Raw genomic sequence first — 26,184 nt, 5'->3', positions numbered from 1 at the left:
TTCATGTCTGATTGCCTTTTCTGAATTCCTGCGGCGACATGCCGGTGTGATTGCGGAAGAAACGGGAGAAATGGGACGGGTTCGCGAAGGCGAGGTCGTAGGCGATCTCGGAGGCCTAAATGTCGGTGAAGAGCAGCTGCCGCTTGGCTTCGGTGATCAGCCGTTGGCGGATCAGGTGGCCGACGGTAACGCCGGTTACCCGCTTGCAGTGCTCGTTGAGCCGCTCCGATGTCATGCCCAGCCGGTCGGCATAGTCGCCGATGCGCCGGGAGGCGCGGAAATTGTCCTCGATCAGCTCGCGCAGGGCGGAAACGGTCTCGTCGAGCCCACACAGGGTGACCTGATTGTAGCGCGCCCACGAAGCCCGCGCCCACTTCCAGGATCAGCAGCATGAGGTGGACGCGCATGGCGATCTGGTGGCCGTCGCGGGCGAGATCCAATTCGTCGGCCAGCGTGCGCATATGGGCGTCGATCGCGGCGAAGACCCCGCCTGCCTCGAATGTCAGCACCGGGTCAGCGAACAGCATCTTCAGCCGGTCGCGCACGGAGCCCGCCGCATCGCGGTTTCCCGAAACCACTTCCTCGGTGAAGGTGGCGATGTGGCCGTCGATGTTTTCCTAGAAGGCAAAGCCGTGAGCAACGGTGGCCGGGATGCTGAGGACGGCCGGGCCGTCGAACGCGATCTCCTCTTCCTCGATGCGCACCGTGCCGCCGCCGGAGCGGATGATGAAGACGTGGTTCAGGTGACGGTGATTGTGGAGCACAATGGTCCAGCCGTGGCGGGCCGAGCGGGAGGCCAGCGTCTCGACATGGATGAAGTCGAAGGCGGTATCGTCCGGCGCCTCGCCGAAGAGGTGGAATTGCGGGATCGCCTGAATTTGCGTCATGGCGGCATTTTAGGGCATAGGTCCGGGAATTGGATACTGGTTTTGGCCCCGATGCTTCGATACGTGCCTGAAGGGAAGCGGGAGGGGCATTTCAGTGCATACCGTCCACTGTCATTGCCCGGCGAAGTCCGGGCAATCCAGCGGGCCACGATACATGCGGAGAGTGCTGGATCCCCCGGACTTCGCCGGGGGATGACGACGGAGAGAGCAAAGAGAACAACGGCAGGCCGACGAAACCCGCCCTACCGGTTTCGGCACATCACGGCGACGACCGCCGTCGATAGCGTGGCGAAGGCGTAGAATCACAGGCTCGGCTGGGTGATTGCCGTGGCAAGCCCGCTGGATTTCGCGGCAAAGACCACTAGCGCCGCCACCATCACGTCCATCATCGACCACTTGGAAACGGCGGCAAGCAGATGGAGAAAGCGGCCGCGTCCGCCCATGGCAACGACGTGCAGCAGCAGGATCTTGACGGTGGGAAAGAGGATGGAGAAGCACCCCACCAGCACGGCGAGCGCGCGGTCGCACTCCCGATCCAGCCCCGTCACCACCTGCACGAGCGACGCGTTTCCTCGAAGAAATAGAGTTTCTCGAAGGAAAGTAGCGGCAGGGTGAGGCCGAGCGCGAAGGAATAAGGTGGCGAGCGGTAGGAGCAGGGCTAGCACAAGGCGCATCGGGTCGCCGCACGGTTGATCGGGGTCATATCCTTCCGTGTGGCACAGGCGCGGTGGCCGGGCAAGCGCCTCGGCGCGGTCCGCACCCTCACCGCGAGCGATCACGAATAGCGCTTCAGGGATCTGTAGCCCGGGTTCTTGTCGTCGTCGTTGCTGTCGGGGCCGTGGTCGTTGGCCATCGCATAGCCGCCCTTGCCCACGCGCTTGGCGGTGTACATGGCCTTGTCGGAGGTGCGCAGCAGCTCGTTTATGGTCCGGCCGTCGCGCGGGGCGATGGCGATGCTGGCGGAGATATCGCGGGTGCCCTGGGGCAGGTCGTAGGGCTACGACAGGGCCTTGCCGAGGGAGCGGGCGAGCGCGGCTGTCTTGTGGAGAGGAGCCCGCGGGAAGAATGACGCCGAATTCGTCACCGCCGAGCCGCCCGACCATGACGTCCTTGGGAACGTGGGTGCGGAAGCGCTCGGCGACGATCTTGAGCAGGGCATCGTCCGCGTCGTGTCCCAGCGTATCGTTCACCTGCTTGAAGGCGTCGAGATCGACGAACATCAGGATGAAGGTCTTGTCCTGGTCGAAGGCTTTCACCAGTTCGGCGTTGAGCCGGGTTCTGAACAGCGTGCGGTTTGGCAGTCCGGTCAGGATGTGGAAATGCGCCTGGTGCCAGATCTCCCTTTCCGCCTCCAAACGATGGGTGATGCCGCGCGCGACCATGATGTAGCGGGCCGCCGAACTGTCGTCTTCGAACCGGCTGCCGCCGATATCGAGCCAGTAGGTTTCGCCGTTCGGTTTCTTCATCTGGGCGCGAATGGTCTTGCGACCGGACAGGAATTCGGGAGCGTCGAGCGGCAGGTCCGGCAGGGATGCGCGCACGGGTTGGCCGATTAGGCTCGACCGCGGCTGGAGAGAGCGCTTGGTGATGGCCGTGTTGCAATCCAGGATATAGCCGTTCTCATCCAGCAGGACGAAGCCGTCATTGGAGGACTCGATCATGCGGCGCAACCGCGTCTTTTCTAGGTGGTTGTACAGGTTGATCCGGTCGAGTTCCTTCCCGAGCGCGCTGATGCGGCGGGAAAGGGCCCGGCTGACATTGTAGAGCACGAGCAGGAGAAATATGGCCACGACCGTGATTTCCAGAAGGTGCATGGAGCTTCGGAACTCGGTGTTCCAGGCGATCTGTCCCACCCGGCTGCCATCGCCCTGAACGAGCGGGATGCGGTTGGTGAAGTATCCGTCTGCGGTGCGCAATGCGTGCAAGGTCGGCAGGTCGAAATGCTCCGCGATTCTGGCCAGCCGTGCGGCATCGAAGGGAACGACGAAAAGAAGGGTCGCGGGCTCATCGGAGTTCGCCAGGAGTGGGTGCGGACCAACCGGGTCGGCGGTGGCGAAATAGGGAACGCCCTCGTACCAGAACCATTTCTAGTGGACCCCGGAATCTGGATCGACGGTTGCGGCTTTCCCGGCCGTTGCGGTTTGCTCGGGTTTTGTCGCCATGTCGGGAAATAGGGTCGGACAACTGGACGGGCAGCTTCGTGCCGTTGTCGGCGCGCGCCAGCAGGGTGGTTCCGAGGAACACGGAGGCGACGGCGAACTCCTCCAGCTCAACGATCGCCTGCAAGGGAAGGCGCTGCAGCTTCTGGGCGATGGTTTTCTGCGGTTGTGAGGGAAGTGGCTCCGGCGTCCAGTCGCGCTTCATCAGCAATTGCGTGCGGTCGGACGTATTGACCACATAGGACGCGATCATGTCGCGCTCGTGGTTCTGGATCAGTCGGTACTGACCGTAGGTTTCGTAACAGAACAGCCCCGCCAGCACGAGAAACTCGACGATGAAGATCGTTCTCTTGAGCCGTGAGATGTCCGTGAGAAGCTTTGTTGCGCTGGGGACCGAACTCTCCGTTTCAGGCTGCTGATCGAGGGGCGGGGGATGTCCGTTTTGTGCATATGCTTCTTTGTCAGAACAGGTCTTGCCGAGCCATCGCGCAAATCCGATCATCTATGTAGATGGCCAAAATTGTCAGAGAGTTCTGAACAAAGTTACTTAAATAAACATTTGAATTGTCCCGTTGCGCGTTGAAAAAATTTAATAATCGTTATTTGTGATAAGTTTGTGTTCCACCTGCCGGTGCCGCGTCCGGAACGCGCCTTGGTGCCTGCGAGAAGCGTGCTGCCGGCGCGGATGCTCTTGTCAGCCGAGAGGCAGTTGTGGAAACACTAAGTGCACCTGCCACCTTCCGAAAGAGCCCTCCGTCCATGTCCACCGGCACTCACGAATACCAGGATGATCCGCGCAATGCGGATATTCTCATCTCCGTCAACGGCGATCTCGTTGCGCGCGACGAGGCGGTCGTTTCCGTCTTCGATTCCGGCTTCATTCTGGGCGATGGGGGCTGGGAGGGCCTGCGGGTTGTCGACGGCGGCACGCCTATCTCGAGGCCCATCTAGATCGTCTCTATGACGGCGCGCATTATCTCGACCTCGACATCGGGCTGAGTCGGGAGAAAATGACGGCGCGCCTTTTCGCGTGCCTTGAGGCTAACGGCATGACCGAGGGCGCGCATATCCGGCTGATGGTCACCCGCGGCATCAAGAAGACGCCCTATCAGGATCCGCGCATCACTATCGGGTCGGCGACTGTCGTGATCATTCCCGAATACAAGACGCCCAACCCGAAGATCGCGCAAAAGGGCATCACGCTGTTCACCGTCCATGTGCGGCGCACCGCGCCCGACATGCAGGATCAGAAGCTCAACAGCCATTCCAAGCTGAACTGCATTCTCGCCTGCATCCAGGCGACCAAGGCAGGCGCTGACGAGGCGTTGATGCTCGGTCCCGATGGCTGCGTGGCGACCTGCAACTCGACGCATTTCTTCATCGTGAAGGACGGGGAGGTGTGGACCTCGGACGGCATTTACTGTCTGGGCGGCATCACGCGGACCAATGTCATCCGGCTGTGCCGGGAAAACGGCATTCCCGTTCACGAGAAGCGCTTCACGCTGTTCGACGTCTATTCGGCGGATGAGGCCTTCGTCACGGGCACGTTTGCCGGTCTTGTGCCGGTGCGCTCCGTCGACGGGCGTTCGATCGGCGACATAACCAGCGGGCCGGGTCCGCTCACCGCGAAGCTGTCCGCACTCTACAAGGCGGATGCGCGCGCCCATGCGTCTAAGCGCGGGGAGGGGTGAGGAATGAACGGTCGTTCCCCTGTCGTGCGGATCGCCATGTGGTCCGGTCCGCGCAATATCTCCACCGCGATGATGCGGGCCTTCGAGAACTGTGCGGATACGGTCGTCTGGGACGAGCCGTTCTACGCCGCCTATCTGGCGGAAACCGGCATCGACCATCCCATGCGCGCGGAGATTCTGGATGCCCATGAGCGGGACTGGCGCAAGGTGGCAGAGGCCGCGCTCGGACCTGTTCCGGACGGGGCCTGGATCTTCTACCAGAAGCACATGACCCACCACATGATCCCCGAGATCGGCCGCGACTGGATGGATCACCCGGAACTGCGCCATGCTTTCCTGATCCGTCGCCTGGATCAGGTCGTGGCCCTTCTATTTGGCCAAGCGCGACGAGGTCACGCTCGCCGATCTCGGGTTCCTGCAGCAGGAGGAGATCTTCGAGCGGGTAGCCTATCGTTTGGGCGAGGCGCCGCCGGTGGTCGACGGGGCGGACGTGCTCGCCGATCCGCTTGGCGTTCTGGGCAAGCTGTGCGACCGGCTCGCCATCCCCTTCGATGAGGCGATGTTGTCCTGGCCTGCGGGACGGCGGGAGAGCGACGGGGCCTGGGCACCGCACTGGTATCACGCGGTGGAGGACTCGACGGGCTTTGCGGCTCCCGTCGACAAGCCCGCACCGCAATTGACGCCGGAAGGCCAGGCGATCGCTGATGAGGCGATGCCCGCCTACAAGCGGCTGGCCGCGTTCGCGATTCGATAGGTTGGGGGAGTGTGTGGGAGGGGCTCGGACGGCGTTTGCAGCCCATCCTTCGAGACGGCGCTTACGCGCCTCCTCAGGATGACGTTGTGTGTGTTGAGCGTTTCTTCAGAAACATCAATACGATAACGTCATCCTGAGGAGTTATCGCAAGACGGCGTCTCGAAGGATGGGCCACAAGCACCACTTCCGCGACGCCGCCGTCGTGCGCTTTCGCCTAAAGCGAAACGTATTCCCGATTGTAGTAGGTCAGGGAGTGGGCGTTCTCGTCGCCGTTGGTGACGGCTTCCACTTCGCCGAAGAAGATCCGGTGCGTGGCCATGTCGATGACCTGGGTAACGCGGCACTCGAACGTGGCCAGCGCATTTTCCAGAACCGGCGATCCCGTCGTGCCTTCTCTCCAAGTGCCAAGCGCAAAGCGCGCATCCGTGTCGAGATGCCCGCGACCGGCGAAAGCGTCGGCCAGTGCGGTTTGATCGCTGTCCAGGGTGTTCACGCAGAACGTCTTGTTGTCGGCGAATGAGGGGAAGGTGCGGCTGGAGCGGTTGAGGCAGAACAGAAGGGTCGGCGGATCGTCGCTCACCGAGGCTACCGCCGTAACGGTCACGCCGCAACGCCCCTTGGGGCCGATGCTGGTGATGACGTGAACCTGCTGGGACAATCGGCTCATCGCCTGTCGGAATTCGGCGCCGTTCACAGCGTTCAGTGTGCTGTCGCCGGTTTCGTTGTCTGCCATCGTCTTCCCTTCCGCCGCGCCCGGTCCGGCTCGGGTGTCGGACGCGGCTCGCCCCCTCCCTCTACAGATGGCGGATAGGGCCCGCAAGCCTGCAAGAATCGCACTGCCTAATTCTTGTGCGTGCCTGTTCCCGTGGTTGACTGTCTTGAGTGCAAAAAAACAATTTCGGGGGTTGTGAGTTAAATCGGTTGAGGGAATAATTTTCTCAAACGTTCTAGATTTTGAAACGGACTTCTTTTCAGCAATCTCCTGCCCAGACACAATTGTATGCTGATATGGGGCTTGCTAAGAATTTGACAACTATGAAAAGCCGCCACCGGGTTTCTCGGTTGAGACGGCACACCTTTCCGTGGGGGGTTGCTGATCGAATGGAATATTTCCTGCAACAGCTCATTAATGGCGTCGCGCTGGGGTCCATTTATGGGCTCATCGCCATTGGATACACGGTGGTCTACGGCATCATCGGTATGATCAATTTCGCCCATGGCGATATTTTCATGGTTGGCTCCTTCCTGGCGCTGATCATGGTGGTCGCTTTCGGGGTCACGGCGGCGATGCCTCTAGCCCTCCTTGTTCTCGTTTTGCTGGGCATTCTGATCGTCACCATGGCGCTCACCTCCGTGTGGGGGTGGACGGTCGAACGGTTGGCCTACCGGCCGTTGCGCGACTCGTTCCGCCTGGCGCCACTGATCACCGCCATCGGCATGTCGATCACCCTGCAGAATTTCGTGCAGCTCAGTCAGGGCGCGCGCAACAAGCCGGTGCAGCCGCTCATATCCGGCGGCTTCACGCTGATGGGCGGAGACGGGTCCGACGGCAGCTGCGTCGTCCAGCTCTCCTATCTGCAGATCCTGATCATCGTGATGACCACGGTGCTGATGATCGGCTTCACGCTTCTCATCAACAAGACCTCGCTCGGGCGCGCGCAAAGGGCGTGCGAACAGGACCGCAAGATGGCCTCGCTGATCGGCGTCAATGTCGACCGGACCATCTCGCTGACCTTCGTCATGGGGGCGGCCCTTGCGGCCGTGGCGGGTCTGATGTTCCTGCTCTACTACGGTGTGATCGACTTCTACATCGGCTTCCTGGCCGGTGTTAAGGCGTTCACCGCGGCGGTGCTCGGCGGTATCGGCTCACTTCCCGGCGCCATGCTGGGCGGGTTGCTGATCGGTCTGATCGAGACCTTCTGGTCCGGCTATTTCTCGGTCGAATACAAGGACGTCGCTGCCTTCTCCATCCTTGCGATCGTGCTGATCTTCCTCCCCGAAGGTCTGCTCGGTAAGCCGGAAGTGGAGAAGGTTTGAGATCATGTCTGACACCGTATTCGAAAGCCGACTGAAGGCGTCCCTCAAGGACTCCGGCATCGCGGCGGCGATCACACTTGCCATGGCCTTCATGCTGGCCGGCATGCACACGCAGATCTCCATCGGCGGGCTGTCGATCGACTACCGCTGGGCGGCGGTCGCGGTCGCGACCGTGGTGGTCTTCGCCGGGCGTCTGCTGCTCAATATGTATGTGTGGCGGCCCGAGGGGTCGCGCACCGTCACCTTCCGGATGGTCGTGCTGGGGCTCTCGATCCTGGCCGCCACCGTCATCTTCTATATCGCCAATCAGGTGCTGGGCACGTTCTCCGGCGTGTCGCCGTCGGAAGCGGCGGGGAGCGACGAGTGGCTTTGGATCGTGATCGTGGCGGCGCTCGCCGTGGTCGCGGCCGTGGTAGCGAAGGTGCTGTTCGGGCTCGCCGGAACCTCGCTGAGCAAGGGGTTGTCAAAGGCGGTTCCCTCGCGCGCCGTGTTTGCGCCGCTGGGCAAGTGGGGGCCGCTGCTGCTCGGTGTTCTCGCCGTGGACGTTCCCTTCATTCTCATCTCGTGGCTGGGCGCGCGCGGCTCTCGGCAATATCTCGATCTGGCGATCCTGGTGCTCACCTACATCATGCTGGGCTGGGGCCTGAACATCGTGGTCGGGCTCGCCGGTCTGCTCGATCTGGGCTACGTGGCCTTCTACGCGGTGGGTGCCTATTCCTTCGCGCTGCTGTCGCAGTATTTCGGGCTGGGCTTCTGGATGTGCCTGCCGTTGGCGGGCATTCTGGCGGGGTGCTGGGGCATGGTACTCGGCTACCCGGTTCTCCGGCTCAGGGGCGACTATCTCGCTATCGTGACGCTGGCCTTCGGTGAGATCATCCGCGTGATCCTCCTGAACTGGTACGACTTCACCGGCGGGCCTGACGGCATTTCCGGCATTCCTCGCCCGACGCTCTTCGGCATCGAGTTCAAGCGCGGCGATGGCGGGTTCGCGGATATTTTCGATCTCGACTACTCGTCGATCCACCGCATCATCTTCCTCTACTATCTCATCCTGCTTCTGGCGCTGGTCACCAACTTCGTGACCATGCGGCTCCGCCGTCTGCCGATGGGGCGCGCCTGGGAGGCGCTGCGCGAGGACGAAATCGCCTGCCGCTCGCTCGGCATCAACACCACCAACACCAAGCTCTCGGCCTTTGCCACGGGCGCGATGTTCGGCGGGTTCGCCGGGTCGTTCTTCGCCACCCGTCAGGGCTTCATCTCGCCGGAAAGTTTCACCTTCATGGAAAGCGCCGTGATCCTGGCCATCGTCGTTCTCGGCGGTCTCGGATCGCAGATCGGCGTGGTGATCGCGGCGGTGGTGATGATCGGCGGGTTCGAGTTCTTCCGCGACCTGCAGGAATACCGCATGCTGGTCTTCGGCCTGTTGATGGTCATCATCATGGTGTGGAAGCCGCGCGGTCTGATCTCCACCCGCAAGCCCACCATCGGACTCGTCCAACGAACGGGCATATCTGCGGACATGGTGCAGGAGGGCCAGGGATGACCCGCTGGATGGAAAACCCCGTGCTCACGGTGGAGCACCTGACCATGCGCTTCGGCGGCCTCGTGGCGGTCGATGACCTGTCCTTCAATATCGGGCGCGGCGACATCACCGCCCTGATCGGGCCGAACGGCGCGGGCAAGACGACCGTCTTCAACTGCATGACCGGCTTCTACAGACCGACGGAAGGGCGCATCACTGTGCGCCATTCCTCCGGCGAGGAGTACCTGCTGGAACGGATGCCGGATTTCGAGATCTCGCGCGATGCGCGGGTGGCGCGCACGTTCCAGAACATCCGGCTCTTCGGCGGCATGACGGTGCTGGAAAACCTGATGATCGCCCAGCACAATCCGCTGATGACGGCGTCCGCCTTCTCGCTTGCGGGTATCTTCGGGCTGGGTCGGTTCCGCGATGCGGAAAAGCACGCGGTCGATCAGGCGCGCTACTGGCTCGACAAGGTCGATCTGATCGCGCGTGCGGACGATCCGGCCGCCGATCTCCCCTATGGCGACCAGCGTCGGCTGGAGATCGCGCGCGCCATGTGCACGCACCCGCAGATCCTGTGTCTCGATGAGCCGGCCGCAGGCCTCGATCCGCGCGAGAGTGCGGAACTCAACGAACTGCTCATGTACATCCGTAAGGAGCACGACACTTCGGTCGTGCTGATCGAGCACGACATGTCGGTGGTGATGGAAATCTCCGACCACATCATCGTACTCGATTACGGCGAGAAGATCGCCGACGGCACGCCGGAGGCGGTGAAGAGCGATCCGAAGGTGATCGCGGCCTATCTGGGCGTGGCGGACGAGGACATCGAGCAGATCGAAGAGGAGGTGGGGTTATGAGCGATGGAAGCGCAGCGGCGGCGGCCGCAGCTCCCGCCGGAGAACCCCTCCTGCGGGTCTCGGGCGTCAAGACGTATTACGGCAAGATCGTCGCCTTGCGCGGCGTGGATCTGGAGGTCCATCAGGATGAGATCGTCACGCTGATCGGGGCCAACGGGGCGGGCAAGTCGACCCTGATGATGACGATCTGTGGCAGCCCGCAGGCGCGCGAGGGGCAGATCACCTACGAGGGACGCGACATCACCACGATGCCGACCCACGAGATCACCCGCATGTCGATCGCCCAGTCGCCGGAGGGGCGTCGCATCTTTCCGCGCATGACGGTGATGGAAAACCTGCAGATGGGTGCCTCCATCACCGACATGACCCATTTTGACGACGATCTGAAGCGGGTCTTCGAGCTGTTCCCGATCCTGTCGAAGCGTAAGGGGCAGCGCGGGGGCACGCTGTCGGGCGGCGAGCAGCAGATGCTGGCGATCGCGCGCGCCCTGATGAGTCGTCCGCGACTTCTCCTTCTCGATGAACCGTCGCTGGGTCTGGCGCCGCTAGTGGTGAAGCAGATCTTCGAGATCATCAAGGAGCTCAACGCCAACGAGGGGCTGACCGTCTTCCTGGTGGAACAGAACGCCTACCATGCGCTGAAACTCGCCCATCGCGGCTACGTGATGGTCAACGGGTTGATCACCATGTCGGGCACGGGCAAGGAGCTTCTGGCGCGCGAAGACGTCAAGGCGGCCTATCTCGAAGGCGGCGTGCACTAGAGCGTATTCCGATCGGACGGAACCGAGTCGATCGACAAGAATATGTGTAAGGAATTGATATTGGAGCGATTTCTTGTCGTACAGACGTTTTCGCCTGAAGAACGAGCGCTCTAGGAGGCGAGAAGTATGTGTGTTTTATACGAAGTGTCGCTGGGCGATTTCCTGCTCGTCACCGTGTTCTTCGGCGGCGGAGCGGCTTGGCTGACGGGACGCGCGGCGGCGCTGACCTGGCGGCCGCTGTGGCGGCTGGCGTGGTTTCTGGTGCTGCTGTCGCTGGCGGTGCGTTTTTTGCATTACGCCTTGTTCGAGGGCAGCCTTTTGATCGTCCACTTCTGGCTGGTCGACTTCATCGTACTGGCGATCGCAGGTTTTGCCGGTTGGCGCCACACCCGGGCCTGGCAGATGACGACGCAATATAGCTGGCTTTACGAAAAGACGAGCCCGTTCACGTGGCGGGCCCGTCCGCAGACTACCGGCGGCGAGCTCTGAGGAGCGCCGTCGGCCGATGGCGAAGGGGTGCGGCCGACAGGGCCCTCCGTTTCGCCGAATGCAGGGCGAAATGCCCGCACCTTGGGGAAATCCCCATCCAGAGAGGTTCACTTGGCAACATGAATCAGGGAGTAGTTGCATGAAAAAGATCTTGATGGCCGGTGTCGCGATGTCCTTTGGCGTGGCGATGTCGTCTGCCGCACTTGCAGACATCACCATCGCGACGGTCGGTCCGATGACCGGCCAGTATGCGGCTTTCGGTCAGCAGATGAAGGCGGGTGCCGAACAGGCCGTGGCCGACATCAACGCTGCAGGCGGCGTCAACGGCGAGAAGCTGGTTCTCGAAGTCGGCGACGATGCCTGCGATCCCAAGCAGGCGGTCGCGGTCGCCAACCAGCTCGTGGGCAAGGGCGTGACGTTCGTGGCCGGGCACTTCTGCTCCGGTTCCTCGATCCCGGCTTCTTCGGTCTATGCGGAAGAAGGTATTATCCAGATCTCGCCGGCCTCCACGAACCCGAAGTTCACCGACGAGCGTCCGGGCCCCGGCGTTTTCCGCGTCTGCGGTCGTGATGACCAGCAGGGCGAGGTTGCCGGCAAGTTTCTGGCCTCGAAGTTCGCCGACAAAAACATCGCGATCATCAATGACAAAACCGCCTACGGTAAGGGTCTTGCCGATCAGACGCAGAAGTTCATGGAAGCGGCCGGCAAGAAGCCGACGCTCGTGGAATCCTACACCGCCGGTGAAAAGGATTACACCGCGCTCGTTTCCAAGCTGAAGCAGCAGGATATCGGCGTTCTCTATGTCGGCGGCTATCACACCGAAGCCGGTCTGATGGCGCGTCAGATGCGCGATCAGGGCATGGACACGGTGCTGGTCTCCGGCGATGCGCTGGTCACCGACGAGTACTGGGCGATCACGGGTGATGCGGGCGAAGGCTCGCTGACGACCTTCTTGCAGGATCCGCGCAAGAACGAAGCTGCGGCGCCGATCGGGGCCGAGTTCCGCAAGAAGGGCATCGAGCCGGAAGGTTATGTGATGTACACCTACGCCGCCATCCAGACCTATGTGGATGCGGTCAAGGCTGCCGGTTCCACCGACTACGATGCCATCACCGCGGCGCTCAATGATGGCACCTTCGACACGGTGCTGGGCGATCTTTCATTCGACGACAAGGGCGACGTGACCCTGCCGGGCTACGTCTTCTACGAGTGGAAGGACGGCAAGTACGACTACATGAAGTAGTCGGCCGTATGGGTCTTCGCGTTCTCGCGAGACAGAGCCTCCGGCGTTCGCGCCAGGGGCCTTTTTGTATTCGTGGGGAGTGCGGTGGAAGGTGAAAGGCTGGGACGGTGTGTGTCGCCTATCCTTTGAGATGCCGTGAGCAAGTGCCCCAAGCACAATTGTCATCCCCGCGCAGGCGGCGATTCAGCATTCCAGAGACGTTCGCGGTTCTCGCGCTACAAACCTGATCCGGTGGTTACTGAATCCCCGTCTGCGCGGGGATGACAGGTTGGAGCAAAACGTGCCCAGTTCATGCCCGCCATTCAGAATGAAGCTATCGTCCCCGCTCAGCTCACCTTCTTCAGCCAGTCCTGCGGATCCTCCGCCCCCGTCCCATCGCCGGCTAGCGCCTTGCACAGGTCCTCGATCGCTTCCAGCGAGTGGACGGAGCGGAACTCGTCCACGTGGGGCAGCATGGTGCGCACGCCTCGGGCGTGGGCCTCGAAACGGTCGAACCGCAGGAGCGGGTTCAGCCAGATCAGCCTGCGGCAGGAACGGTGCAGCCGGTCCATTTCAGGAGTGAGATCCTCGTCCGTGTCGCGTTCGAGCCCGTCGGTGATCAGCAGCACGATGGCGCCGCCATGCATCACCCGGCGCGACCATTTGCGATTGAATTCGTGCAGCGCGGTGGCGATCCGCGTGCCGCCCGACCAATCGTCTACCGCATCGGTGCAGGCGTCCAGCGCCTCGTCCGGATCCTTCATGGCGAGCTGGCGGGTGACGTTGGTCAGCCGCGTGCCGAACAGAAACGTGTGCACCTTGCGCCGGTTCTCGGTCAGCGCATGCAGGAAGATGCGGGTGTATTGGCTTATGGAGCCGGAGATGTCCCACAGCGTCACGATGGGCGGATGGATCTCCGCGGGCTTCCGGTATTTCAGCGCGATCATGTCGCCGCCGGCGCGCATTGATGCCCGCATGGAGCGGCGCGGATCGACCCGCGCGCGGATGGCGGAGGCGACTAGGCGGCGTGACGGACGGTGTCGATCGGCAGCACCAGCCGGGCAAGGGCGGCCTTCGCCCGGGCTATCTCGTCGGCCGACATCTGCGCGAAATTCTTGGTCTGCAACACCTCCGCGCCAGAGACGGTGAAGCGGGCGTCGATCTCGATTTCCGGCTTGGTTTCCTTCGCCTCGCGCACCGTTTCCTGTTGCAGGGCATTAGCGACGCTGGCCTCCTTGGGCTTTTCCGGCTCGCCTCGCGGCGGGGCGACGGTGGAGAGCAGGGCCAGCATCTTCTCCACCAGCCCGCGCGAGCGCCAGAAGATGCGGAAGGCCTCATGGAAGACCGGATGCTGGTCGTGCTTCTTCACGAGGATCGCATGCAGCGTCCAGTAGAAGTTTTCCCGGCTGGCGAGCCCGCCCCCTCCACCGCGCGGATGGCATCGATGACCGCGGAGGGGCCGACGGGCAGCCCCGCGGCCCGAAGCGCACGCGCGAAATGCACGATGTTGTCGGCCAAGGCGCCTGGTTCGGAGGAGGTGGTGTCGGTCATTGCCTGGTTTGCCATGGTTCGGGCAGAAGGGGCGGTTTTGAAAGAGGGAGCAAGCGGTTCATCCGTCAAGACGGTCGTCGCAAAATGACACAAGCACAATTGTCATCCCCGCGCAGGCGGGGATCCAGTAACCACAGGCGGCCATTTGAGTCACACTGAACGGTCTCTGGAATGCTGGATCCCCGCCTGCGCGGGGATGACAATCTAGGGGGACGTGCTTTCACTCTCCTCACATCCCCGTCACCATCTCCTTCTTCAACTCATCCCCGATCCGCTTGGCCTCGGAGCCCTGGATGGGTTCGATGTCGTCCTGGTACTTCAGCAGAGTGCCCAGCGTGTCGGTCACCGTTTCCGGGCCAAGCGTAAGCTGGTCGAGTTCGGTCAGCGCGGTTGCCCAGTCGATCGTCTCCGCGACGCCCGGCTGCTTGAACAGCTCGAAGTCGGAGCGCAGCTTCTGCACGAAGGCGACCACTTCCGCCGACAGCCGCTCGTTCACACCGGGCACCTTGGTGTGCACGATGGTCAGTTCGCGGTCCGCGTCCGGGTAATCGACCCAGTGATAGAGACAGCGCCGCTTCGGCGCGTCGTGGATCTCGCGGGTGCGGTTGGTGGTGATGATGACGATGGGCGGTTCCGGTGCGCGGATGGTGCTGAGTTCGGGGATCGTGACCTGACTGTCCGACAGCACCTCCAGCAAGAATGCCTCAAAAGCTTCGTCGGCACGGTGGAGTTCGTCGATCAGGAAAACCGGTGGGCCGGAAAGATGCGGCCGCATGGCCTGCAGCACCGGGCGTTCGATCAGGAAGTGCTCGGAGAAGATGTTCTGGGCAAGTTCGGTGCGGTCCGTCTCGCCGGAGGCCTCCGCCATCCGGATTTCCACCATCTGCGCGGCATAGTTCCATTCGTAGACGGCGGTGGAAACGTCGAGCCCCTCGTAGCATTGCAGGCGGATGAGATCGCGCCCCAGCGTTGCCGACAGCACCTTGGCGATCTCGGTCTTGCCGACGCCCGCCTCGCCCTCCAGAAACAGCGGCCGCTGCATCTTCAAGGCGAGATAGAGCACCGTGGCAAGCGACCGCTCGGCCACATAGTCGGCCGATGACAGAAGCGTCAGGGTCTCATCGATCGATTGCGGCAGCGCCGCGCCCTTGCGGGCCGTTTCTTGTTCATGCGTTCCGTTCGCTTTTCGTGATGGCGCCGGGAAGGGGCGTTCGTCTTTTGAAGAATTTGTCGTTCCCTTCTTTCGGTTGTCATCCCCGCGAAGGCGGGGATGACAACCGAAAGAAGCTCGATGTCCCGTGTCTCCCTCGGACTTGCTCCCTGCGCCTTCTCAATATTGTTCCCCCTTCCTCGCTAACGTTCCGCAAGGTCGGGTGCAATCGTTCCTCAAGCCTATCCCTGTCGGCTGTCATCGCATTTTTCCGATTTGAATGATTTCATCCCGCGCCCTGTTGTTCTAATCAGGGGACGCTGTTTAAGGAAAAGCGACGCAAGGGAGGTAATGGGCCGTGGGTGGTGTCGGCGCAATCGATTCACAAGTTCTGGACGGTCTGTTCTCGACCGCGCCGATGCGCGCGATCTGGAACGATACGGCACGTGTACAGGCGATGCTGGATTTCGAGTCGGCCCTTGCCCGTGTCCAGTCGCGGCTCGGCGTGGTGCCGCACGGGGTCGGGGACGCGATCGGCGAAAAGGCGCGGGTCGATCTCTACGATTTCGGTGAAATCGGCGAGAAGGTACCGCTCGGCGGCAATGTCGCCATTCCGCTCGTCAAGGCGCTGACCGCCAAGGTGGAGGGCGAGGCGGCCGGATATGTCCATTGGGGCGCGACCAGCCAGGATGTCATCGATACCGGCATGATGCTGCAGGCGCGCAACGGATTGCGGCTCCTCAAGAAGGACCTGTTGCGGCTTGGCGAGGCCGCAGCCGTTCTCATCGATTGCCATCGCAAGACGACCATGGTCGGGCGGGGTTTCCTGCAGCAGGGCATTCCGTCTGTATTTGGTTTGAAGACCGCCACTTGGCTGGATTCCGTCTCGCGGATGATTGCGCGGATCGACGGGGTGATCGACGCATTCGCTTGCGCTGCAATTTGGCGGTGCGGTCGGCACGCTCGCCTCGCTGGGGGCGCACGGGGTGCAGGTTCGCGATGAGCTGGCAGTGGAGCTGATGCTTCAGGCGCCGTCCGTGCCGTGGTTCACCACCCGCGAGCGGATTGCCGAAATCGGCGAGGCGTTGGGCGCGGTTGCCGGGATCATGGGCAAGATCGCGGGCGATATAGTGTTGATGATGCAGACGGAGGTGGGCGAGGTTTTCGAGCCCGCGGCTCCGGGCAAGGGCGGTCGTCGACCATGCCCAAGATCACGACCGATGACGGCATCGAACTCAACTACGAATTCGAAGGCGCGGCCGATGCGCCGGTGCTGGTGTTCTCCAATTCGCTGGGCACCGATCTCGGCATGTGGGACGACCAGATGGAGGCGCTGTCGGCCGGGCGACGGGTTCTGCGCTACGTCAGTCGCAGGCACGGACCAATCGGGTGCGCCGAAGGGGCCCTATTCGATCGAGAGGCTGGGCCGCGACGTGCTGAGCCTGATGGATTCGCTGGGGCTGGAAAAGGCCGATTACTATACGGGCTTTCCAAGGGCGGCATGGTCGGCATGTGGCTCGGCACCAATGCGGGCGAGCGTTTCGACAAGATGGTCTATGCCAACACAGCCGCCTATCTGCCGACCGAAGAAATGTGGCGTCATCGGGCGGCGACGGTGCGGGCGGACGGGATGGGGGCGGTCGTGGAGGCGGTGGTCAACCGCTGGTTCACGCCCGGCTTCCAGACCCGCGAACCGGAACAGGTCGCACGTATTTCGTCGATGATCCTTGGCACGAATCCGGAAGGTTACGCCGGGTGTTGCGAGGCGATCGCGGCGATGGATCAGCGCCAGACTATCAAGGCGATCGACAATCCGGTGCTGGTGATCGCAGGGGCCGAAGATCCCGCCACGCCGCCCGATCACGCCCATCAGATCGCCGAGGCGATTGCCGGGTCCGAACTCGTGGTGCTCAGCGATGCCGCGCATCTTTCCAATATCGAGCAGGCTGCGCTGTTCAACACGGCGCTGAGCGATTTTCTAAACGGCTGAGGCGCACGACCGGTCTTATCGGGGCAAAGGGAGAGGGACGAGATGACGAACGGTTGGAAGGGAGCACTCATCGGTGCGCTGGCCTGGGCGGTAGCGCTGACGGTGGTCGCGGATTCGGCGGAAAAGGAGGGGGATAAATCGCCCGAGGTTCGCGCCGGTCTGGCGCTGGCGGAGGAGGAATGCGCCGCCTGCCATGCGATCGCGCGCGACGACGTCAGCCCGGAGAGCAAGGCCCCCGCCTTCCGCGATCTCTACAAGCGCTACCCGGTCGAGCAACTGGAGGAGGCGCTGGCGGAGGGTATCGTCACCGGCCATGAGGGTATGCCGGAAATCGCCTGGGAGCCGGAACAGATTTCGGCCTTCATCGCCTATTTGAAGGATCTTCGCGGGTGAGAGAAATTCGAAGCAAATTCGAAACGAATTTTAATCGGATTCAAATCGATGGCAGCACTCCCGGAGCGTTTCTTCTAACATTATGATTTTAATAAATAATCTGTATTTTCCGTCTTGTCGGTTTGTGAAAGCGGTCCGAAACTTGTCTCCATGGTGCAACGGATGGAGACAAGCGATGGCCAGATCGGAATTGAGCGCCCAGATGCGCGGCTACGGACTGACGACGGCGGAAATTCTCTACCACATGCCCGATCACCCGGGACTGTTGCAGACCTTTCTGTGGCAGACGTGGGACCTCGCCCCGAAATATCTCGAGCTCAGGCGCTTTTTACGGTTTTGGATCAATGAGTTGATCGGAACCCTCCCATTCCGTCCGCTTCGCCCACAAGAGCATCATCGGCCCGACGCGCTGGCGAAATGTCAATGTTTCGATGCTGCTGCAGTGAGGAGAGGGCGAGGCGTCAAGCTTCCGCCTGAACGTGTCACAAAACCAGTCCGGCTCCCTCGCGCAGGATCGCCTCGACCTTCGGGGTGAAGTCGGATTCGGGGCGGTGCAGGACCAGTCCTTCGCGCAGTCTCATCGGCCCGCGAGAGCCACGAATGCCGTGGAGAATGATCCGGACCGCGGCCTCGCCGGAGCGAGGAAATATAGGGAAAACAATGAGTTGGCCGAAACGTCCGACCATCGCCTCAAGCGCGTCGGCAAGGCCGTCGGCGCGGAAAATCAGGGTCACCGAGCCGCCGGAGACGAGCAAATCGGAGGCGGTGCGGCACCAGCGGTCGAGCCCGCCGTCGGCCAGAGCATGCGCCTCGGCGCGGGCCTCGTGCGGCGAGGCGCGGTGACGGGTGTCGTAAAAGGGCGGATTCATGATGACGTGATCGGCCATGCCCGGCATCAGCCCGCGCTCCTTCCGGTCGCGGCCCGGCGCGGTGACATCCGCATCAAGGATCTGAATTCGTTCGGCAAATTGCGCGTTCGCGGGCAGCGTTAGGCTCTGTCGGGCGAGTTGCAGAAGCGTCTTTTCGCGCTCGACCAGCGTGACGGATATCCCCGCAACGCGTGCGGCCGCGCACATCCCTGCGGCGCCTGCCCCCGCCCCCAGATCGACGACCCGGCCGGTGAGGTCAGTGGGAAGGGAGGCCGCCAGCATCACCGCATCGAGGCCACTGCGGTGGTGGCGGGTCTTGGGCTGGAGTAATTTCACCTTTCCGCCCAGGAACTTGTCGTAGGTCGTCTGCGGTTCGCCGGCCCCGATGTCGTCTGGTTCGGTGTCGCTTTCGCTCACCTTTTCGTCTCCCCAAGGGCGCCAGTTCGACCCCCAGTCCGGCGTTGCCGAGGATCTGCCGGGCTGACTGAAGTGCGCCGCTTTCCACCAGAACCCGGCGCGGCAGCATGCCGAGCGAGCCCTCCATCACGCTCATGTTCCCGTCGAGCAGCAGGTAATGTATCCCCGCCTCGTCGAGCAGCGCCTCGACATAGGAGATCGTGACCGGGTCTTTGGTTTTCAGGAGTTCTTCCAAGGCTCTGGGTCCCGTGATTTGCGACAAATCTAGAGCATTGTGCCGCGATTGCGACGGCGAATGATCGTTTCTCCCCGCAGGCGTCGGAAACGGCCCGGCGATTTGCGTCTCGTAACACGCAAGGGGAGTTAAAAGCGGTCACGAAAACCTTTGCATTCGCGCAGAGTCGCCGCAAGTGCGCGCTCCAGGCGTCCCCGACAAAGGCTTGGCTTGCCGAGCCACCTTCGGCGACCTATTGTCCGCGCGGAAATGTCGAAAAAGCGGAGAAGGCAGGCGTGAGAGTGGTCGTACCATTCGAGGAAAAAGACGATTCGGCAGGTATCTCCCGGCTGAGCGGGCTTGTTGCCCCCGGCATGGCGGAGGTCAACCGGATCATTCTTTCCAAGGCGGGCTCCGATGTGGAGATGATCCCGGAAGTCGCCAATCATCTGATCTCCTCTGGCGGCAAGCGGCTCCGGCCGATGCTGACCATCGCGACCGCGCAGATGTTCGGTTACGAGGGTTCCGGACATACCCAGCTCGCGGCCTGCGTGGAGTTCATGCACACCGCCACGCTGTTGCATGACGATGTCGTCGATGAAAGCGACATGCGCCGCGGCAAGCTGGCTGCGCGCAAGCTCTGGGGCAATCAGGCGAGCGTGCTCGTCGGCGATTTCCTGCTCGGGCAGGCCTTCAAGATGATGGTCGATGTCGGCTCCATGAACGCGCTCGCCGTGCTGTCCGATGCCGCCGCCGTTATCGCCGAAGGCGAGGTGATGCAGCTCGGTGTCGCCAAGAACACCGAGACGACGGAAGACGCCTATCTCGCCGTCATCCGCGCCAAGACCGCCGCTCTCTTTTCCGCAGCCGCGGAAGTCGGGCCGATCATTGCCGAAGCCACCCCGGCCCAACGTGCGGCCTGTCAGTCCTACGGTATCAATCTGGGGCTCGCCTTCCAGCTCGTCGACGATGCGCTGGATTACGGCGGATCGGCGGAAGCGCTCGGCAAGCGCACGGGCGACGATTTCCGCGAAGGCAAGATCACACTGCCTGTGGTGCTGAGCTATCGTCGCGGTTCCGAAGAGGACCGCAAGTTCTGGGATCGCTGCCTGGAAGACGGCAACATCAACGACGGCGATCTGGAAAAGGCGATCGAGATGATGAGCGCCCAGGGTGCCATCGCCGATACGATCGAGCGCGCCCGCCACTACGGTGCGGTTGCCCGCGATGCACTGGCGCCGTTGCCCGACGGCGAACACAAGAAGGCGCTGATCGAAGTGGTCGATTTCTGCATCGAGCGGGTGCACTGAGGTGGCGTTTCTGTGTTTGGCTGATGTGTGGGGGGGGGGGCGGTAGATCGGCGCCGTCGCCTATCCGAGTGTTGTTGCCCGGATCCACCAGTCGGGATGCGAGGCGCTGACGAGGGCTGCTGCGGTCTCGGTTTCGTTTCTTCTCTCAAACAGCGCAAAGCAGGTCGCGCCCGAGCCCGACATGCGGGCGAGCAATGTGCCGGGCAAGGCTTCCAAGGCTGACAAGACCTCCGCAATGACGGGAGCGGTCTCGATCGCGGGCTGTTGAAGGTCGTTGCGGGTCGTCGACAGCCACGCTGCCAGCGCCCGGGCATCGGCGAATGCCGGGATGTCGGAAAGCGGCGGATTTTCCCGGGATTTCAATGCCTTGAAAATGGCCGGTGTCGCGACCGCCACGCGCGGGTTGATGAGCAGGACGCCCGCGATGGGCAGGCTTGCGACGGGAGCCAGAACCTCACCGATGCCGCTTGCGTGCAAAGGACGGGAGGCGAGGCACATGGGGACGTCGGCTCCAAGGCGTGCGGCGATTTCGGCAATGCGCGGGCTGTGTGGAACGAGCTTCCAGAGACGGGCAAGCCCTCTCAAGGTGGCGGCGGCATCGGCCGAACCTCCGCCGATGCCGGAGGCGACGGGCAGGTTCTTCTCCAGTCGCAGGTGCGCGCCCTCCGCCACGGAGAAAGCTTCTCGCAAGGCGCCTGCTGCCCGTATCACCAGATTGTCGTCGCTCAAGCCGAGATCGCTTGCGAACGGGCCGGTCACGGTCAGTGACAGGTCGGGCGCTGGGGTCGCCTCCACCACGTCGCCCAGAGGTGAGAAGGCTGCCAGCGTATCGAGTTCGTGATAGCCGTCGGTTGGTCGCCCGGTCACGTGGAGGGCAAGGTTGATCTTGGCGCGCGCATCCTCGCGTATGGCACTCGCGGCAAGGGGCTGTGGGTTGTCGCAGTTTCGGGGGATAATTGGTGCGCTCTCACGAAAATGGCGGCCGTAAAAGCCGCCATTGGGTCGTTTCACACGTTTTGAAGCGCTTGTCACTCGCCGTTTGCGGCCCGCTTGGGCGCATCGACGTCGGCCGTTCCCTTTTCCAACCCCAGTTTCAGCTTGCGCTTGATGGTGACCAGAAGGTCCGGGCCCGGATCGAGATCACGGGCATGGTTCCACTGGAAGGTGGCTTCCAGCTTGCGGCCCACTTTCCAGTAGGCGTCGCCCAGATGGTCGTTGATGGTGGGATCCTCGGAGTGTAGCTCAACCGCGCGTTCCAGTTCCTTGACCGCATCGTCGTAGCGGTCGAGCTTGTAGTAGGCCCAGCCCAGACTGTCGACGATGTAGCCGTCGGACGGCCGCAGCTTGACCGCCTTCTCAATCATGCCCAGCGCCTTGTCGAGATGCATGCCTTTGTCCACCCAGGAATAGCCGAGATAGTTCAACACCATGGGCTGATCGGGATAGAGCTTGAGGGTGGTCTCGAAATCGGCTTCCGCCTCGGGCCAGCGGTCGGTCCGCTCCAGCGTGATGCCGCGGAAGTAGAACAGCGACCAGTAGGCCCGGCCGGGATCGTCGCCCAGCGCATCGATGCCGCGGGTATAGACCTTGGCAGCTTCGGCGAAGAGCTGATGACCGCGCAGCACGTTGCCCAGCGCGACAACCGCATCGAGATCCGAAGGATCGGCATCGATCAGCTTCATCAGGTGGGCGCGGGCCTCGTCGATCTTGTCGAGGGCGTTGTAGTTCAGCGCGATATCGATCTGCACGCCGTCATGGAGGGGCGAGCCTTCCGGAATGCGTTCCAGCGCCGCGATCGCGCGTTCATGGTCGCCGATTTGCTGGAAAAGCTTGGAAAGCGGAATGAGCGCGAGCGTCGCCTTGGGATCGAGATAGAGCGAAAGCTGAAGATAGGCGGCGGGGGATTCCTCATCGCCGTCCTGACCGAGCGCTGCGCCGATGCCGTAGAGCACTTCGGCTGCACCTGCCTGAGCAGACGTCACCATCGGCGGCGGTGTGCGCCCTTCCTCGATCATCTCGCGGGTGCGGGTGAGGATCGGGTTGCCGCTGGCGGACTTGTCGAAACGGTCGAGAACGCCGAGCGCCCCCGCCTTTTCGCCGGCAAGCGCCAGGGCGCGGGCCTGCGCCTCGACGATGCGTACGGAATTGTCATCGGCCTTGTAGGCGGCGGCGAACTTGGAGGCGGCTGTCTCACGCCGGTTGGCGAAATCGAGGATCAAACCGGCATGGTAGAGGCGGAACGTATTGAACCAGTTCGGGCCGTCCAGCTCGTCCAGAAGCTTGATTGCGTCATTTGTCCTGCCAGCACCGGCAAGCGCCCAGGCCGACATCAGCTTATCGGACAGATGAGCCAGCGGGCCGTCTCCGACCTGATTGAAATTCTTGCGGGCGCCAGCGTAGGAGCGCTCCTTCATCGCGGAGACGCCGAGCGCCAGGCGGCCGAGGAGATTGTCGTTGTCGATCTTCACCACGTGGTCGGCAAGCTGCAGGGCCTGCGCCACGTCGCCGTTGGCCAGTTTCAGCGTGAAGGTACGGCCCAAAAGGAATTTGCTGTTCGGGTCCTTTTCAAGCGCGTGGGAAAAGAACTCTGCCGCCTTGGCGATGTCGTGATTGCCGTGAGCGACGAGGGTGGCAAGGTAGTTGCCGGACAGGGTCTGCGGATATTTGCTGTCGGCCGGATCCGCCTTCAGTTCGGCGGAGGCGAGGGCGGGCATCGCGAGAAGGTGAAGGCCGGCGAATGCCAGAACGCGGGCAAACCGCAGGGCCTTTTCCGAAAGAGAGCCGGATTGCGCCAATACCCCGCCACCGGCGACGTAGTGGGATGCGACGTCATTTCGCAGGGAAGTCGGCCGGATCGGTTTCTTTATTAACATGATACATCACTCGACACGCGAATCGCGTTTGTGTGTCCCCGCTTTGATGATGGGGTACAATGGCCCTTTTGTGGCCCTGTCGCAAGGAAGGGGGCCTGTACGGTATATCCCCCATGATTCCGGACCTGAATTCCGGCCGGATGCCGTTGCGGGTGATGAATTGGTTTCAGAAAACCCTTGTTTTGTGCAGAGCGAAATTGCATGGAAAACGAGCAACGGGGATCGAACGGCTGAAGCAGGGCGCACCTGAGGCGCGCCGGGGCCGTAAGGGCGTAAAGAAAATCGTGGCGTTTCAGGAAGAGCGGACGATGGCCAAGTGGGTCTACAGTTTTGGTGACGGTAAGGCGGAAGGTGCCGCCGACATGCGTAATCTGCTGGGCGGCCAAGGGAGCTAACCTTGCCGAGATGTCCAATCTCGGACTTCTCGTGCCGCCGGGCTTTACCATTACGACCGAGGTCTGCGCCTCCTAATTACGAGAACAACCATCAATATCCCAGCGAGCTGGCCAGTGAGGTCGACAAGGCGCTGGTCGAAGTCGGCAAGCTGACGGGACGCACCTTCGGCGATCCGGCCAATCCGCTGCTGGTGTCTGTGCGCTCGGGTGCGCGCACCTCGATGCTGGGAATGATGGATACGGTCCTCAATCTCGGCCTCAACGACGAGACTGTGAAGGCGGTTGAAGCGGAATCGGGCGATGCACGCTTCGCCTATGACAGCTATCGCCGTTTCATCCAGATGTATTCCGACGTCGTGCTGGGCGTGGAGCATCAGTCGTTCGAGGAAATCCTCGAGGCCTTCAAGGAAAACAACGGCTATTCGCTCGATACCGAGCTGACGGCCGAGGATTGGCAGACGATCATCGAGCACTACAAGGCGCTGGTGGCCGAAAAGCTGGACGAGCCGTTCCCGCAGGATTCCAAGGATCAGCTGTGGGGCGCGATCGGGGCGGTGTTCGGCTCCTCGATGAATGCGTGCGCCAAGACCTATCGCTGGCTGCACAACATCCCGGCCTCTTAGGGCACGGCGGTGAACGTTCAGGCTATGGTCTTCGGCAACATGGGTGAGACCTCGGCCACCGGCGTGGCATTCACCCGTGATCCCGGCACGGGCTAGAACGCGCTTTATGGCGAGTTACTGGTCAATGCGCAGGGAGAGGACGTGGTGGCCGTTATCCGTACGCCGCAGAACATCACCGAAGTCGCGCGCATCAAGGCCAAGTCCAACAAGCCGTCGCTGGAGACGGTGATGTCGGCGGCGTTCACCGAATTCGCCGAGATCTGCGACACGCTCGAAGCCCATTACCGCGACATGCAGGACATGGAATTCACCATCGAGCGCGGTAAGCTGTGGATGCTGCAGACGCGTTCGGGCAAGCGCACCGCACGCGCGGCGCTGAAGATTGCGGTGGACATGGCCAATGATGGGTTGATCACTAAGGAAGAGGCGGTGATGCGGGTTGGCGCGGGCGCGCTCGACCAGCTTCTCCATCCCACCATCGATCCCAAGGCGGAGCGCGATGTGGTGGCGACCGGCCTGCCGGCCTCTCCCGGGGCTGCGTCCGGCGAACTCGTCTTCACCTCCGAGGAGGCGGTGGAAGCCGCGGCTGCGGAGCAGCACGTCATTCTGGCGCGTGTCGAGACGAGCCCGGAAGACATTCACGGCATGCATGCTGCCCAGGGCATCCTAACGACGCGCGGCGGCATGACCAGCCACGCGGCGGTGGTTGCGCGCGGCATGGGCAAGCCCTGCGGCGCCGGTGCGGTGCGGATCGACTATCGCGCGGGAACGCTGACGGTGGCTGGTCGTACCTTCAACAAGGGCGACGTTATCACCATCGACGGCTCGACCGGGCAGGTGCTCGGCGGCAAGGTGGCGATGCTGAAGCCGGAACTGACCGGCGACTTCGGCAAGCTCATGGAATGGGCCGACGATGTTCGGCGCATGAAGGTGCGTGCCAATGCGGAAACGCCGAACGATGCGCGGACCGCGCGCGACTTCGGCGCGGAAGGCATCGGCCTTTGCCGTACCGAGCACATGTTCTTCGACGGCGACCGCATCCTCGCCATGCGCGAGATGATTCTGGCGGAGACGTCGGAGGGACGGCGCACGGCGCTGGCCAAGCTGTTGCCGATGCAGCGTTAGAACTTTACGGCGCTGTTCGAGATCATGTACGGGCTGCCGGTGACGATCCGTCTGTTCGATCTGCCGCTTCATGAGTTCCTGCCGCACACGGATGAGGAAATCGCCGACGTCTCCAAGTCCATGGGCGTCGATGCGGAGAAGCTGCGGCGGCGTACGCACATGCTGTCGGAGTTCAACCCGATGCTCGGTCATCGCGGTTGCCGGTTGCTGATCACCTATCCGGAAGTGGCGGAAATGCAGGCCCGCGCCATCTTCGATGCGGCGGTTGCTGCGGCCAAATCCACCGGCGCGCCGGTGGAGCAGCCGGAAGTGATGGTGCCGCTCGTCGGCCTCAAGGCGGAACTCGATCACGTCAAGGAGCGCATCGATGCGGTGGCTCAGGACGTGATGAAGGAAGTCGGCACGACGATCGTCTATCAGGTTGGCACGATGATCGAACTGCCGCGCGCCGCGCTGAAGGCGGGCGACATCGCGCAGTCGGCGGAGTCCTTCTCCTTCGGCACTAACGATCTGACGCAGACCACCTTCGGCATCTCGCGCGACGATGCGGGCTCTTTCCTGGGCGAATACCAGCAGCAGTCGATCATCGAGCAGGATTCCTTCGTCTCCATCGATCAGGAAGGCGTCGGCGAGCTGATCAAGATCGGCGTCGAGCGCGGACGTGCCACGCGGCCCAACATCAAGATAGGTATCTGCGGCGAACACGGCGGTGATCCGGCCTCCATCGGCTTCTGCGAGACGGTCGGGCTCAACTACGTCTCCTGCTCGCCCTATCGCGTGCCGATCGCCCGCCTTGCCGCGGCACAGGCCGCGCTGAAGGCGAAGGGCGAGGCCTGAGGCCAAGCCGCTTGATACGGGAGGTGTCCCGGCCATGCCGGGGCTTCTGTCT

23 protein-coding genes and 4 pseudogenes are annotated in these 26,184 nt (G+C 62.5%); 15 read left to right on the top strand and 12 right to left on the bottom strand.

The annotated features are described in order from the left end of the window. Position 1: 1 nt before the first annotated feature. The 4 genes and pseudogenes from QNJ43_RS27300 to QNJ43_RS15825 all read right to left on the bottom strand — a co-directional run bounded on the left by QNJ43_RS27300 (position 2) and on the right by QNJ43_RS15825 (position 3,368). A pseudogene (locus QNJ43_RS27300) lies at positions 2-241 on the bottom strand (helix-turn-helix domain-containing protein). Positions 242-617: 376 nt separating this feature from the next. Then, entirely contained in the window at positions 618-887 is a 270-nt protein-coding gene (locus tag QNJ43_RS15835) for a hypothetical protein (RefSeq protein ID WP_300471571.1), read from the bottom strand. A gap of 302 nt (positions 888-1,189) precedes the next feature. Beyond that, entirely contained in the window at positions 1,190-2,812 is a 1,623-nt protein-coding gene (locus QNJ43_RS15830) for a diguanylate cyclase (protein WP_300471569.1), read from the bottom strand. 79 nt (positions 2,813-2,891) lie between these two features. Then, positions 2,892-3,368, bottom strand: a complete 477-nt coding sequence (locus QNJ43_RS15825; RefSeq protein WP_300471567.1) for a hypothetical protein — start codon at positions 3,366-3,368, stop codon at positions 2,892-2,894. Positions 3,369-3,805: 437 nt separating this feature from the next. Between QNJ43_RS15825 and QNJ43_RS15820 the strand changes: the two genes are divergently transcribed. The 3 genes from QNJ43_RS15820 (at position 3,806) to QNJ43_RS15810 (ending at position 5,491) form a co-directional block, all read left to right on the top strand. Next, complete coding sequence (locus tag QNJ43_RS15820; RefSeq protein WP_300471565.1) at positions 3,806-3,997, top strand: hypothetical protein; 192 nt, start codon at positions 3,806-3,808, stop codon at positions 3,995-3,997. Continuing rightward, complete coding sequence (locus tag QNJ43_RS15815; RefSeq protein WP_346433015.1) at positions 3,943-4,737, top strand: aminotransferase class IV; 795 nt, start codon at positions 3,943-3,945, stop codon at positions 4,735-4,737. The genes QNJ43_RS15820 and QNJ43_RS15815 overlap by 55 nt, the downstream gene beginning before the upstream one ends. Before the next feature lie 373 nt (positions 4,738-5,110). Next, the gene (locus QNJ43_RS15810) at positions 5,111-5,491 is read left to right on the top strand and encodes a hypothetical protein (RefSeq protein WP_300471563.1); all 381 of its coding nucleotides are present in this window, start codon (positions 5,111-5,113) and stop codon (positions 5,489-5,491) included. A gap of 214 nt (positions 5,492-5,705) precedes the next feature. On the opposite strand, the gene QNJ43_RS15805 is transcribed toward QNJ43_RS15810, so the two are convergent. After that, the gene (locus QNJ43_RS15805) at positions 5,706-6,224 is read right to left on the bottom strand and encodes a flavin reductase family protein (RefSeq protein ID WP_300471561.1); all 519 of its coding nucleotides are present in this window, start codon (positions 6,222-6,224) and stop codon (positions 5,706-5,708) included. Positions 6,225-6,592: 368 nt separating this feature from the next. Here QNJ43_RS15805 and QNJ43_RS15800 point away from each other — a divergent pair, with 368 nt between their 5' ends. The 6 genes from QNJ43_RS15800 (at position 6,593) to QNJ43_RS15775 (ending at position 12,406) form a co-directional block, all read left to right on the top strand. Further along, the gene (locus QNJ43_RS15800; RefSeq protein WP_300471559.1) at positions 6,593-7,528 is read left to right on the top strand and encodes a branched-chain amino acid ABC transporter permease LivH; all 936 of its coding nucleotides are present in this window, start codon (positions 6,593-6,595) and stop codon (positions 7,526-7,528) included. Positions 7,529-7,532: 4 nt separating this feature from the next. Continuing rightward, positions 7,533-9,071 (top strand): high-affinity branched-chain amino acid ABC transporter permease LivM, encoded by a 1,539-nt coding sequence (gene livM, locus QNJ43_RS15795; RefSeq protein WP_300471557.1) that lies wholly within the window; start codon positions 7,533-7,535, stop codon positions 9,069-9,071. Beyond that, on the top strand, positions 9,068-9,913 hold the full coding sequence (locus QNJ43_RS15790; protein ID WP_300471555.1) for an ABC transporter ATP-binding protein: 846 nt from the start codon (positions 9,068-9,070) through the stop codon (positions 9,911-9,913). Before livM ends, QNJ43_RS15790 begins: the two co-directional genes overlap by 4 nt. After that, positions 9,910-10,674 (top strand): ABC transporter ATP-binding protein, encoded by a 765-nt coding sequence (locus QNJ43_RS15785; protein WP_300471553.1) that lies wholly within the window; start codon positions 9,910-9,912, stop codon positions 10,672-10,674. The genes QNJ43_RS15790 and QNJ43_RS15785 overlap by 4 nt, the downstream gene beginning before the upstream one ends. A 126-nt stretch (positions 10,675-10,800) precedes the next feature. Next, positions 10,801-11,163: a DUF6867 family protein gene (locus QNJ43_RS15780; RefSeq protein ID WP_300471551.1), complete on the top strand. Its 363-nt coding sequence runs from the start codon at positions 10,801-10,803 to the stop codon at positions 11,161-11,163. Between the two features lie 139 nt (positions 11,164-11,302). Further along, positions 11,303-12,406 carry a branched-chain amino acid ABC transporter substrate-binding protein gene (locus tag QNJ43_RS15775; protein ID WP_300471549.1) on the top strand — a complete coding sequence of 368 codons (1,104 nt, stop codon included), beginning with the start codon at positions 11,303-11,305 and terminating at the stop codon, positions 12,404-12,406. A gap of 326 nt (positions 12,407-12,732) precedes the next feature. Here the strand turns inward: QNJ43_RS15775 and QNJ43_RS15770 are convergent. Together QNJ43_RS15770 and QNJ43_RS15765 are read right to left on the bottom strand one after the other, a co-directional pair. Then, a pseudogene (locus tag QNJ43_RS15770) lies at positions 12,733-13,936 on the bottom strand (VWA domain-containing protein). Positions 13,937-14,165: 229 nt separating this feature from the next. Next, entirely contained in the window at positions 14,166-15,023 is an 858-nt protein-coding gene (locus tag QNJ43_RS15765; protein ID WP_300471547.1) for a MoxR family ATPase, read from the bottom strand. Positions 15,024-15,444: 421 nt separating this feature from the next. Between QNJ43_RS15765 and QNJ43_RS15760 the strand changes: the two genes are divergently transcribed. Further along, entirely contained in the window at positions 15,445-16,089 is a 645-nt protein-coding gene (locus QNJ43_RS15760) for a lyase family protein (RefSeq protein WP_300471545.1), read from the top strand. Positions 16,090-16,110: 21 nt separating this feature from the next. Here the strand turns inward: QNJ43_RS15760 and QNJ43_RS15755 are convergent, their stop codons facing one another. Then, positions 16,111-16,272 carry a hypothetical protein gene (locus tag QNJ43_RS15755; protein ID WP_300471543.1) on the bottom strand — a complete coding sequence of 54 codons (162 nt, stop codon included), beginning with the start codon at positions 16,270-16,272 and terminating at the stop codon, positions 16,111-16,113. A gap of 15 nt (positions 16,273-16,287) precedes the next feature. Between QNJ43_RS15755 and QNJ43_RS15750 the strand changes: the two genes are divergently transcribed. From QNJ43_RS15750 to QNJ43_RS15740, 3 genes and pseudogenes are all read left to right on the top strand, one after another. Next, positions 16,288-17,076, top strand: a complete 789-nt coding sequence (locus QNJ43_RS15750) for an alpha/beta fold hydrolase (RefSeq protein WP_300471541.1) — start codon at positions 16,288-16,290, stop codon at positions 17,074-17,076. Between the two features lie 42 nt (positions 17,077-17,118). After that, positions 17,119-17,469: a cytochrome c gene (locus tag QNJ43_RS15745; protein ID WP_300471539.1), complete on the top strand. Its 351-nt coding sequence runs from the start codon at positions 17,119-17,121 to the stop codon at positions 17,467-17,469. Positions 17,470-17,644: 175 nt separating this feature from the next. Then, positions 17,645-17,915, top strand: a pseudogene (locus QNJ43_RS15740) (aspartate-semialdehyde dehydrogenase). A gap of 36 nt (positions 17,916-17,951) precedes the next feature. On the opposite strand, the gene QNJ43_RS15735 reads toward QNJ43_RS15740, so the two are convergent. Then, positions 17,952-18,674 carry a methyltransferase gene (locus tag QNJ43_RS15735; RefSeq protein WP_346433007.1) on the bottom strand — a complete coding sequence of 241 codons (723 nt, stop codon included), beginning with the start codon at positions 18,672-18,674 and terminating at the stop codon, positions 17,952-17,954. Further along, on the bottom strand, positions 18,595-18,990 hold the full coding sequence (locus tag QNJ43_RS27295) for a DUF2007 domain-containing protein (RefSeq protein WP_346433006.1): 396 nt from the start codon (positions 18,988-18,990) through the stop codon (positions 18,595-18,597). Before QNJ43_RS27295 ends, QNJ43_RS15735 begins: the two co-directional genes overlap by 80 nt. Positions 18,991-19,310: 320 nt before the next feature. Here QNJ43_RS27295 and QNJ43_RS15725 point away from each other — a divergent pair, with 320 nt between their 5' ends. Continuing rightward, positions 19,311-20,279, top strand: a complete 969-nt coding sequence (locus tag QNJ43_RS15725; RefSeq protein WP_300471689.1) for a polyprenyl synthetase family protein — start codon at positions 19,311-19,313, stop codon at positions 20,277-20,279. Between the two features lie 60 nt (positions 20,280-20,339). Here the strand turns inward: QNJ43_RS15725 and QNJ43_RS15720 are convergent, their stop codons facing one another. Both QNJ43_RS15720 and QNJ43_RS15715 read right to left on the bottom strand, forming a co-directional pair. Beyond that, on the bottom strand, positions 20,340-21,290 hold the full coding sequence (locus QNJ43_RS15720) for a 4-(cytidine 5'-diphospho)-2-C-methyl-D-erythritol kinase (protein ID WP_300471535.1): 951 nt from the start codon (positions 21,288-21,290) through the stop codon (positions 20,340-20,342). Positions 21,291-21,307: 17 nt separating this feature from the next. Next, positions 21,308-23,152, bottom strand: a complete 1,845-nt coding sequence (locus tag QNJ43_RS15715) for a tetratricopeptide repeat protein (RefSeq protein ID WP_300471533.1) — start codon at positions 23,150-23,152, stop codon at positions 21,308-21,310. 308 nt (positions 23,153-23,460) lie between these two features. On the opposite strand from QNJ43_RS15715, the pseudogene ppdK reads away from it, so the two are divergent. Continuing rightward, positions 23,461-26,132: pseudogene (gene ppdK, locus QNJ43_RS15710) on the top strand (pyruvate, phosphate dikinase). Positions 26,133-26,184 lie beyond the last annotated feature (52 nt).

Origin of the sequence: Breoghania sp., assembly GCF_030066895.1 — a bacterium.
In the GTDB taxonomy this organism is placed as follows: Bacteria; Pseudomonadota; Alphaproteobacteria; order Rhizobiales; family Stappiaceae; genus Breoghania.
This window is presented reverse-complemented; position numbering and strand designations above follow the sequence as displayed.